The sequence below is a fragment of the Armatimonas sp. genome (assembly GCF_031410135.1).
Lineage (GTDB): Bacteria > Armatimonadota > Armatimonadia > Armatimonadales > Armatimonadaceae > Armatimonas.
In genome coordinates this window covers 1-10,523 of the sequence record NZ_JANNYP010000552.1, presented here as the reverse complement: position 1 = coordinate 10,523, position 10,523 = coordinate 1, and the positions used below count along the sequence as shown (strand labels likewise).

General features: G+C 58.2%; 11 protein-coding genes. 7 read left to right on the top strand and 4 right to left on the bottom strand.

From position 1 onward, the window contains the following. Positions 1-155 precede the first annotated feature (155 nt). Genes aroA through RMO15_RS20460 form a run of 3 tightly spaced genes read left to right on the top strand, consistent with a single transcriptional unit; the run spans position 156 to position 2,778 of the window. Positions 156-1,451 (top strand): 3-phosphoshikimate 1-carboxyvinyltransferase, encoded by a 1,296-nt coding sequence (aroA, locus tag RMO15_RS20470; protein WP_309716238.1) that lies wholly within the window; start codon positions 156-158, stop codon positions 1,449-1,451. Then, entirely contained in the window at positions 1,436-2,095 is a 660-nt protein-coding gene (gene cmk, locus RMO15_RS20465) for a (d)CMP kinase (protein ID WP_309716235.1), read from the top strand. Before aroA ends, cmk begins: the two co-directional genes overlap by 16 nt. Next, a complete protein-coding gene (locus RMO15_RS20460; RefSeq protein WP_309716232.1) occupies positions 2,092-2,778 on the top strand; it encodes a lysophospholipid acyltransferase family protein in 687 nt (228 codons plus the stop codon). The genes cmk and RMO15_RS20460 overlap by 4 nt, the downstream gene beginning before the upstream one ends. A 42-nt stretch (positions 2,779-2,820) precedes the next feature. On the opposite strand, the gene RMO15_RS20455 is transcribed toward RMO15_RS20460, so the two are convergent. Beyond that, positions 2,821-3,216 (bottom strand): hypothetical protein, encoded by a 396-nt coding sequence (locus tag RMO15_RS20455; RefSeq protein ID WP_309716229.1) that lies wholly within the window; start codon positions 3,214-3,216, stop codon positions 2,821-2,823. A gap of 115 nt (positions 3,217-3,331) precedes the next feature. Further along, complete coding sequence (locus RMO15_RS20450) at positions 3,332-4,399, bottom strand: serine hydrolase domain-containing protein (RefSeq protein ID WP_309716224.1); 1,068 nt, start codon at positions 4,397-4,399, stop codon at positions 3,332-3,334. Between the two features lie 30 nt (positions 4,400-4,429). On the opposite strand from RMO15_RS20450, the gene RMO15_RS20445 reads away from it, so the two are divergent. Genes RMO15_RS20445 through ggt form a run of 3 tightly spaced genes read left to right on the top strand, consistent with a single transcriptional unit; the run spans position 4,430 to position 8,275 of the window. Next, entirely contained in the window at positions 4,430-5,563 is a 1,134-nt protein-coding gene (locus tag RMO15_RS20445; protein ID WP_309716221.1) for a thiolase family protein, read from the top strand. Positions 5,564-5,616: 53 nt separating this feature from the next. Then, positions 5,617-6,699, top strand: coding sequence for a Gfo/Idh/MocA family oxidoreductase (locus tag RMO15_RS20440; RefSeq protein WP_309716220.1), 1,083 nt, complete (start codon positions 5,617-5,619; stop codon positions 6,697-6,699). Between the two features lie 10 nt (positions 6,700-6,709). Next, the gene (gene ggt / locus RMO15_RS20435; RefSeq protein WP_309716218.1) at positions 6,710-8,275 is read left to right on the top strand and encodes a gamma-glutamyltransferase; all 1,566 of its coding nucleotides are present in this window, start codon (positions 6,710-6,712) and stop codon (positions 8,273-8,275) included. Here the strand turns inward: ggt and RMO15_RS20430 are convergent. Both RMO15_RS20430 and RMO15_RS20425 read right to left on the bottom strand, forming a co-directional pair. Then, entirely contained in the window at positions 8,272-9,441 is a 1,170-nt protein-coding gene (locus RMO15_RS20430; protein WP_309716215.1) for a hypothetical protein, read from the bottom strand. The genes ggt and RMO15_RS20430 overlap by 4 nt on opposite strands. Positions 9,442-9,448: 7 nt before the next feature. Then, positions 9,449-10,114, bottom strand: a complete 666-nt coding sequence (locus RMO15_RS20425) for a hypothetical protein (RefSeq protein WP_309716212.1) — start codon at positions 10,112-10,114, stop codon at positions 9,449-9,451. Between the two features lie 122 nt (positions 10,115-10,236). Between RMO15_RS20425 and RMO15_RS20420 the strand changes: the two genes are divergently transcribed. Then, on the top strand, positions 10,237-10,523 hold a 287-nt coding region (locus RMO15_RS20420), incomplete at its 3' end, for an MBL fold metallo-hydrolase (RefSeq protein ID WP_309716210.1).

Sequence of the window (10,523 nt, the reverse complement as noted above, 5' to 3'; positions counted from 1 at the left end):
AGTTAAGCCCTATTGCGGCGAAGATACTTGGGGCAAAAGCCCCTGGGAAAATAGCGCGACGCCAGAATTTATGTGATTGGCCCTTCTTGGTCTTGCTAAGTGAAAGCTTAGTGAAACCAGGAAGGGCCATTTCTGTTTGTGATATTCTATAGGTTGTGACTCTTCCCCCACAACTCGGTATAACCCCCGTATCCTCGCCAATTATCGGTACTGCTTTTGTGCCGGGGAGCAAAAGTATCACCAACCGCGCTCTTGCTTTAGCGGCACTCGCCGACGACGAAACGCTGCTGACAGGCGCTTTGGTTGCTGATGACACACAGCGAATGCAGGACTGTCTAGTGGAGCTAGGGTTTCGTGTGGAAGCCAGCAACACGGTTCATGAAGTGCGGGTATGGGGGTGCGAAGGAACAATTCCTGCATCGAACGCACAGCTCTTTGTGGGAAACTCGGGGACAACTGCCCGTTTTATCAGCCCGATTGCTGCTTTAGGATATGGAGAGTTCCTTCTCGATGGGGTGGAGCGGATGCGGGAGCGCCCGATCCGTGATCTGGCGGAGGCATTGTTAAAGCTCGGCGTGGAAATTGACTGCCCGACGGGATGTCCGCCCCTCACGATTCACGCGAAGGGGCTTCAAGGCGGCTGCACAATTGTACGTTCTGATTCCTCTAGCCAGTTTCTCTCGGGATTATTGCTTGCGGCACCCTGTGCGACAAAGGAAACGATTATTTGTGTCGAGGGGCCGATTCTTTCTGCGCCCTATATCGAAATGACGGTGGCAATGGTGCGCCAGTTTGGCGGGGTTATTGAGGTTTTGAGTGGGGGGCGCGAGTACCGGATTCCGGGTGGACAGAAACTCAAAAGCCCCGGAACCTATGCCATTGAGCCCGATGCCTCTGCTGCTTCTTATTTCTTTGCTGCAGCGGCAGTGACAGCGGGGCGGGTGCGGATAGCAAATCTTGGGCCTGACGCGCTTCAGGGCGACGTGGCCTTTGTAGATGTTTTGGAGCAGATGGGCTGTGAGGTGACCAAAGCCCCTGGTTTTATCGAGGTTAGTGGCCCTGAAACCCTTCATGGTGTGACGGTAGACATGAACGCAATCTCGGATACCGTGATGACGCTGGCGGCAATTGCGCCGTTTGCCGACTCTCCGACGGTGATCGAGAATGTTGCCCATATTCGACATAAAGAGACGGATCGCTTGTCCGCTGTGGCCACAGAGCTACAGCGTCTTGGTGTGCGTGTCGAAGAGCGATTCGATGGCCTGACGATATTCCCGGCAAAACAGCTCCTACCTGCTACGATTCAGACCTACGACGATCACCGGATGGCGATGGCCTTTGCCATTACGGGACTGAGGTCTCCTGGGATTGTGATTGATAACCCACAGTGTGTTGCCAAGACTTTCCCTGACTTTTTTGCACGCTTGGAGGAGCTATGCAGCGCTGGATAGTGGCAATTGATGGGCCCGCGGGTGCAGGGAAATCTACCGTGGCACGCCTGCTGGCAGATCGTCTGGGGTATATCTACCTGGACTCCGGGGCGATGTACCGCTGTGTGGCGCTGGTGGCCTTGCGAACTGGGACAGAACCGGAAGAAAGCACGGCATTGGCGGAGGCTGCCCAGATCACATTTGACCCTGCCGGTATTGGGGAGCCGCAGCGTGTGTTTCTCGGCGACGAGGATGTCTCTCAGGCAATTCGGACTCCTGAAGTCTCCCTGATGGCCTCGAAGGTGGCTGCTATTCCGGGCGTTCGTACAGCATTGGTGCGCCTCCAACAGGCGCTTGGTGCCCAAGGGGGCGTGGTGATGGAGGGACGTGATATCGGGACGGTGGTGTTTCCCCAGGCGGAGCTGAAGATCTTTCTCACTGCCTCACCGGAAGAGCGTGCACGTCGCCGTCATGCCGAGCTTGAGGCGCGTGGTGAGGTATTTGACTACGCAAGGGTGCTTGCAGACCTGAAAGAACGGGATGAGCGCGACGAAACTCGCGAGGCCTCACCGCTCAAGCCGGCACCGGATGCGATAACGTTTCTCACGGATGGGCGAACCATTGAGCAGATTGTGATGGAACTTGCGGGTAAAGTAGAGGCATGAGCGACGAAAAAACGGCACCGAAGCAAACGGATACCTACTGGATATTAAAACGAGGAACGCTGGTTCTTCTTCGGCCTTGGGCGACGTTTTACATTCAAGGCGCAGAGAATGTTCCCAAAGAGGGGGCGGTTCTGTATGTCAGTAACCACACGTCGTACCTAGACCCCGTGGCAATCGGCAATGTCACCCCACGCCGCGTCGTCTTTATGGGCAAAGCAGAACTCTTTCACAACAGGATTCTCAACTGGCTACTGCGGGGTGTAGACGGCTTCCCTGTCAAGCGCGGTGAGGCGGACATGACCGCGTTTAAGACGGCACTTGGGTTCTTGAAAGCGGGGCGTGTGGTTTGTGTCTTTCCTGAAGGAACCCGTCAGGACTCTGAGGAAGAAATTGGAGTACCGGAACCAGGAGCTGCTCTATTCGCGATTAAGACAGGTTGCACCGTAGTACCCGTTTTCGTGAGTGGAGCAAGTTACGTACTCGGCAAAAAAGGCGGTATCCATCATGGGAAGATCACTGTTGCCTTTGGGGAGCCTTACACGATTCCGAAAACGGCGGATCGGGACACTGCGGGCCAGGAGATGATGGAGGCGGTCGCCAAGACCCGTGAGCACTGGCGTGGGAAACCGGCACAGCGGGTCGGAGTCTTCTCGCCGATTCCTCCTCGTGAGAACCAGAAATAGAAAAAGCCCAGCAAGATGCTGGGCTTTTTGGCTAGTTTGCTTTTATTCCGCCGATGGGTTGATGAAAACAATCGAGCCGCTCTCATTGACATTAAGGCCGATGCTACCGGCGAGGACGCTCTCCAGGAGAGCTTTGTTGAGCTCGTAAGCGGCCATGCGATCCGGGGATGCCAGTGCTTTCTGGCGGCGCGGACGGCCTACGAGGGTCTTGAGCTCCTCCGTCTCGGAATGCACTCCACGTGCCCAGTTGATCACACTCTGAAGCTCTTCCTGAGAAGCACCATCGGTGCCACGGGTCTTCAAAAGTGAGTCTACTAGAAGTGCCGTCTGTGCGGCATGGTCAATCACACGGCTTGTTCGGCGTCGTCGGCGCACCACAGGTGCTGCTTCGGTTGCTTCGGTCGTAATTTCACTTATCACTTTAGGTCGTCGTCCCATTGTTATATATTTCCTTATTTGGTCAGGCTGTCTTCCCGACCGATGTTGCCCACGTTGGAGCTTCAAAAGGGATTATATCGTAAAAATAATAAGGCATCCTTTAATAATATCTCTATTAACCTATCATTTTTGCAACCATTGTAGATACAGCTCGTCGTAAGGGAATGACACTTACTTTAGTACTACTTTCTGCAATATGAACAGCATTCGTAAGGAGGATAATTGCAGTACCAGACGAAGGCACTAGCCATATAGAAGTACCTGTGAAGCCTGTATGCCCATAGGAAGCCTCTGACAGCGCGCCTCGGATTGCATAGGCGCTCCCAATATCCCAAAGGACGCCGCGCTGCCCCTCTGGCCCGGGGAGAGGGGACTGTGGCGTGGTCATCAGGCGAACCGTCTCAGGGCGATAGATTCCACGCCCCCCCTCTAGCATTCTCTGTGCGAAGCGTCCGAGATCGTCGGCTGTGGAGAAGAGGCCCGCATTACCTGAGACACAGCCTGCACCTTCGAGCGCGGCGGCGGTGGGGTCGTGCACTTTACCACGGCGGCCGGGGAGATCATCGCCAGAAATTGTGGCGGCACAGCGCGGAGCGAGGTGCACACCAGGGCGGTAAGTGGTCTCGGTCATTGCCCAGGGAAGAAAGACACGCTCGCGGCAAAAGAGATCCAGCCGCTGCCCGACGATAGCCTCTACCACGGCTCCCAGCGCGATGGCGGAGTAGTCGGAGTAGATAAATTTCTCCCCAACCCCTGCCGCTTTCCGCGACCGGACGATCTCCCCGACGATCTCAGGGAGCGTGACGTAGCGGTTGGCATAGGCTCCCCCCGCCGGAATCCCCGCACAGTGAGTCACAAGATGCCGTATCGTGATGCCGGGGCGCTGGGAAAACTCCGGCAGAAATCTCTCCACCGGATCATCCAAAGTAAGCTGGCGCGCTTCGAGGAGCAGAGCCAGCGCACTTCCTGTCGCAATAGGCTTTGTCAGCGACGCAAGGTCAAATAGTGTCTCACAGGTCATGGGGCGCTTTTCAGGGCGCAGACCGGCGTAGCCCCAGCACTGTCGCAAGACGACCTTGCCTTGGTGCACGATCAGCAAAACGGCCCCTGGGACGCCCTTGGCAACAGCCTCTGCGACGAGTTCAGCGGCGGGTTGAAAGCGATTGGTCTGTAAAAAGCTCATGGTGCTATTGTACCGGGGTATAATTGGCCAATGAACAATGTTGTAATCGTTGCGGCAGGACGCTCCGCCCTAACGCGCTCCCCCAAGGGAAGTTTTAAAGATCTACGGCCCGATGATTTAGCCGCTTTCGTACTGCGCGGCGTGCTTGCTCGCGTTCCTCAGCTCTCCGCAGCTCTGGTTGACGATGTTATCCTGGGTTGCGCGATGCCAGAGCTGGAGCAAGGAATGGACGTGGCCCGTGTGGCGGCGCTCCGTGCCGGACTCCCCGAGAGTGTGGCGGGGCTGACCCTAAATCGCTTCTGTGCATCAGGACTAGAGGCGATAGCGACGGCGGCGGCAAAGCTGGCAACCGGTCAGGCTGATTTTCTTTTAGCGGGTGGCATTGAGAGCATGACGCGTGTTCCGTTCATGGGAGAGACCCTTCGCCCCAACGATTCCCTCGCAGGCGATACCTGGCTCGGAATGGGCGATGCAGTCGAGCGGGTTGCCGTCGAGGAGGGCATCACCCGAGATCAGTGCGACACTTTTGCGCTCCGGAGCCAGCAACGCGCGGCGAGTGCGCAAGCCTCCGGGAAGTTTGAGGCCGAGATCATCCCGATCACCCTCCCCGACGGCACGGTAATCACCCAAGACGAAGGCATCCGCGCGGAGACAACTCTGGAGGGGCTTGCCGGGCTGAAGACGCCCTTTGGCGGGGTGATCACGGCGGGAAATGCCAGTCAGCGCAGCGATGGGGCGGCGGCGGTTTTAATGACCACGGAAGCGCTGGCCCAAAAGCATGGCCTCAAGCCACTCGCTCGCTTTGTCGGCTATGCCACAGCGGCAGTCGATCCGATTCACTTTGGTATTGCCCCCGCCGCTGCAATCCCCAAGTTGCTCCAGCGCACGGGAGTGGGGCTAGACCAGATAGACCTGATCGAGTTTAATGAGGCCTTTGCCGCGCAGGCGCTTGCCAGCCAAAATCACTTTCCTTTAGACTGGGAGCGTGTCAATGTCAACGGCGGCGCGATCGCCCTGGGCCATCCCCTCGGAGCCACCGGGGCACGGCAAACCGTCACGCTCCTGCACGAAGCCCAGCGGCGACAGCAAAGGGGGGGGTACGGCATGGTCACGATGTGCGCCGCCCTCGGAATGGGAGCCGCCGGGCTCTTCGAGTTTCTATAACGCCTGAAGGAAATTCTCTGCCTCGCACCGAAGTGAGAGTGTGGAGGATTGTCATGACCAAGGACGGCAAGGTTGGCGTTGGAATTATCGGGTTTGGGGGGATTGCGCGGGGGGCGCACTTAACGAGCGGCTATCGGAAACTCCCGGAGTGGTGCGAAGTCGTGGCGGTGGCGGATATTCTGCCGGAGCGCTGCGCGGAGGCGAGTGGGCAGTTCGGAATCCCGACAACCTACGACGACTACCACCAGCTTTTGGAGCGCGATGATATTGATGCCGTCTCGGTGTGTACGGGCAACTACGCTCATGCGCCGATCACCATTGCTGCATTGAAGGCCGGAAAGCACGTGCTCTGCGAGAAGCCGATGGCGATGAACGCCGACGAGTGCAAGGCGATGATCGCGGCCCAACGCGAGACAGGGAAGAAGCTGCAGATCGGCTTTAACATGCGCTACTCCCCCGGAGCGCAGAGCCTGAAGCGGGCGGTGGAGAACGGGCAGTTTGGAGATATTTACCATGCAGCGGCGCGTGCAATTCGTCGGCGCAGAGTTCCCGCCAAGGGCGTCTTTATCAACAAGGAACTCAACGGGGGCGGGCCGCTGATTGATATTGGCGTGCACATCACCGACATGACTCTCTGGCTGATGGGACATCCCAAGCCTGTTGCCACCGTGGGCAGTGCGGTCTGTAAGATGGGCAAGACGCCGGGGCTAGTCGGGGAGTGGGGACAGTGGGACACCAGCGCCTACACCGTTGAGGACTTTGCCAGCGCCTACGTTCGGTTTGAAGACGGGCGCACGATGACGCTTCTGGCCTCGTTTTTAGCCAATATTGACCAGGAGCACTTCGACACTCAGCTCTTTGGCACGGGAGCCGGTGCATTCTTCGATGCCAACGCGGGCAAGTACACGATGTACCGCGAGGAGTTCGGCACCCTCACCGACACCACGACCGGCTGGCTCCCCAACGTGGCGAGCACACACGGCAAGGAGATCGAGATGTTTCTCAAGACTATCCGTGAGGACATGACCATTGACGAAGTTGGGGCCGCGACGGGTGAGCAGGCGCTGATGGTCACGCAGATCATGGACGCGATCTACAAGTCCAGCGAAGTAGGGGGTGAGGTTGCAATCTCCTAAAAGTCGAGGCATGGTGGCAAGTGCCGAGCCGCTGGCATCCCAGGTAGGAGTGGATGTGATGCGACGCGGGGGCAATGCGGTGGACGCTGCCGTGGCAGTGGGCTTTACCCTTGCTGTGACCTACCCACAGGCGGGCAACTTGGGCGGTGGTGGTTTTTTGATGTGGCGGCACAAGATGGGCCGAACCGCCGCGATTGACTACCGCGAGATGGCTCCGGGCGCGGCGTTTCGCGATGTCTACGCAGGCAAGACCGATGAGGGTGGGCCGACGGTTGGCTGGCGTGCATCGGGGACGCCGGGAACGGTGGCGGGGCTGGCGCTGGCACACAAGAAATACGGCTCCGGAAAGCTCTCGTTTGCGGAGCTGATCGAGCCCGCGCGTGCGCTCGCCGCTGAGGGCTTTGTGGCACCTGAGTCACTGGTGCGCTCGCTCACCAGTGACAAAGCGCTGCTCTCGCGCTACGCGGCGACCAAGGCGATCTTTGGGGGCGTGACGGTAGGGCAGCGCTTCAAGCAGCCCGAGCTTGCCGAGACTCTGGCGCGGATTCAGAAACACGGGCCGCGTGAGTTCTATGAGGGCGAGACGGCAAAGCGCATTGCAAGTGCCATGCGTCCCCACGGCTGGATCAACGAGCGTGATCTGCGGAGCTATGAAGTCAAAGAGCGCAAGGTCGTCACGGGCAGCTACCGAAACCATGGGATTGTCTCGATGCCGCCGCCGTCGTCGGGGGGCGCGGTGCTGATCGAGATTCTGAATATTTTGGCGAGCTTCGAGCTGGGGCGCATGGGCTGGGAGAGCCCACTTCGCTGGCACCTGATCGTCGAGGCGATGAAGCGGGCTTTCGCGGATCGCGCGGAGTACTTCGGCGACCCGGATTTTGTGCGCGTTCCCGTCAGCCAGCTCACTGACCCACGCTATGCGGCCCGCTGGCGCGAGGGAATTGACCTGCGCCATGCCACGCCCAGCACGGCGATTCGGGCTGGGCAGGCGAGCCATGAGCCGCTTCACACGACGCACTTTTCGATTGTGGATAGCGAGGGCAACGCGGTCTCGAATACCTACACGCTCAATGGCTCGCACGGCTCTGGGGTGACCATTCCGGGCACGGGCATTTTAATGAACAACGAGATGGACGACTTTGCCGCAAGCCCCGGCCAGCCCAATCGCTATGGCCTGATTCAGGGCGAGAATAACGCGGTCAAAGCCCGAAAGCGCCCGCTCTCGTCCATGACCCCGACCTTTGTGACGGCTCCCGATGGCGCTCTGAAACTCATCATCGGCTCCCCCGGTGGCCCGACGATTATCAACACCGTGCTCCAGGTCATCTTAAACGTCGTGGATCACCAGATGCCCATCGCCGAGGCCATCGCTGCGCCGCGTGTTCATCACCAGTGGCTCCCCGATGAGATCGGCGCAGATAGGCACTTGCCCGAGAACGTCAAGATTGGCCTGGAGCGCTTGGGACATGTCTTTGGCAAGCCCCGCACGCTGGGAGATGCACAGGGGATTCTGATCGCCCAAAATGGCAGCGTCACCGGCGCGAGCGACCCGCGTGGCTCGGGTAAGACTCTTTAGCCAACAAGCTCCTCAATCTCCAGCAGATACAACTGTCTCCCGTTTTCATGCGCGGAATCGAGGCAGAGCTTCTTTCCATCACGGCTGTGGCGGATGTGCAAATCGCAGCGAAACTCACCCCGGTAGGCAGGGGGCGCAAGGAGCTTACCCAGCTCGGTGCGCTTGCCCGTTTTCATGTCGTAGAGATACGGGTGCTGGTAGCCCTCTTTATCCGGGTAGGTGTCGTTGACAATCCAGCGCTTGCCGCCGTCTTGGGGCAGATACGTTAGGTGCCCGTCGCGGGTCATCACATCTACCCCAATGGGCTCCGCTTTGTCGGTTTTATCCGTAAAGTCGTAAAACTTGTACTCATGCGACGGCAGGTTTGCCCAGGCCGTAACGTGCTTGCTGTCTTGCCAGATGAAGTGGCTGAAGTTGTTGTAGGGATAGAGCAGGTGCAGGTCTTTGCCATCGGTTCCCATCGTAAAGACTCGCGTGGAGAAACCCGCTCCTTGCGACGGCTTGCGCCAGCGGTGGAGAAAGATAAAGCGCTTACTGTCGGGGGAGAAGAGTAGGTGGTTGAACCAGTGCTTGGTACTCGCCCAGGCTTTGTCGCTCTGGGGCCATGCCTTGAGCGCATCGGCAAACGAGAAAATCAGCTCCGTCTTACCCGTCTTGAGCTCCGTGCGCCAAATCCCTGCATCCTCTGGCGCTTGCTTGTCGCGGCCCAGATCGGGGAGGCCGTTGTAGCCATAGCCCGGACGGCAGTCGTTGAGACGGCGAAAATCCGGCGCGACTCCCCACTTCCCGTCGGGTGAGAGGGTGTAGAGCGGCGCGGGGAGGGTGCGCTTCTTGCCGGTCTGAATGTCGAGAAAATGGCTGACAAACTGGCCGTCCTCTCGGTCGTTCCACATCACCGTGCTCTTGGTCTTGGGAACCCACTGGAGCATGCAGCCTTGCTGCCAGTTCCAAGCCCGCGTCGTCCCTAGAGGAGTCCATGCCTTCTGCTGCTCGTGCTCCTCAAGATCGATCACTCCAATCGTTAGCACATCGTCCGGCTGGGGCGTTCGTCCCTCGAAGCTTGTCTCCATGCCCAGTACAAAGCGCCCGGTTGGGTCGAACTGCTCTTTATCGTAGTAGCCAAACCAGTGGAACTTCGGGCCACGCGTGATTGCTCGTAGGTTCATGCCTGAATTATACGGAATATTTAAGAAACTGGGCTTTGAGTGTTTCCAGAGCTTGGCGGTCTGTCTCGGTTTGGGGCTCGCGTTGCAGAGCAGGCCTGAGCCTGGGGAAGTGCTCCACGATCGCTTCTTTCGTATAGAACTCAATGCCTTCCGCAAGTGCGATAGCCTGCCCAAGCTGAAAGGCAATGCTCTTGTAGACATCCTCGGGTGCTCCATTCTTGCCGAAGTCCGTGGATACAGAAAGATCCAGCGCTGCAAGCATCGTGCACTTCGCTGCAAAGTCGCCATTCAGTGCTCGCTTTACGGACTCACGCTGCGGTGTTCGGGAGTAGAGCGAGAGAACGATGCGTGCCGCACGCTCGAACTTGGCACGACGATCACGAGAAACGGCATGGGCAATGGCAAGCGGATAACATTGTGTATGAAAGCCATAGGTTGCCAGCACGGCGTTGTTGGTCTCATCGGGGATGCCTTTGAGCGTCTCGACGATTATTCCGTCGTGTAGAACAGCGAAGTTTAGATTGAGCTTCTTGCCGGTGCCGAGCTGAGTCAAGATTTGGGGCGCTAGCTCTGCGGCGAGTGCTTTACCTTCTTCAAGTGAGGGTAGGGTATCCACAAAGACGACAATGTCGCAGTCAAGCGAAGACGGAGAGCCGAAGACATGAAAGATCATGGTTCTCTATCGGCTCATTGCTTAGGTTTGGTAAGTAGATGAAAGCTATCTATCAGGCGACATGTTGTATTGGGAATATTGATGCTCGGACAGCTTGGGGGAGTTGCGATACAATAGCCGCCGTGGAAGTGACTTTTCTGGGGACAGGCTCTGGGGCACCCTCACGGGCACGAAATGTCTCCGCGACGGCCCTCCATTTGCCTCAGCGGGGCGAGTGGTGGCTCATAGACTGTGGTGAGGGGACGCAGCAGCAGATCTTGCGTGCCTCCCATGTACGGCTCTCTCAGCTCACCCGGATCTTCCTGACTCACCTTCACGGCGACCATATCTTTGGACTTCCAGGCCTACTTGCCTCACGGGCACTCGCACAAGGCGGTGTCGGGCCGGTGACGATCTATGGCCCCGAGGG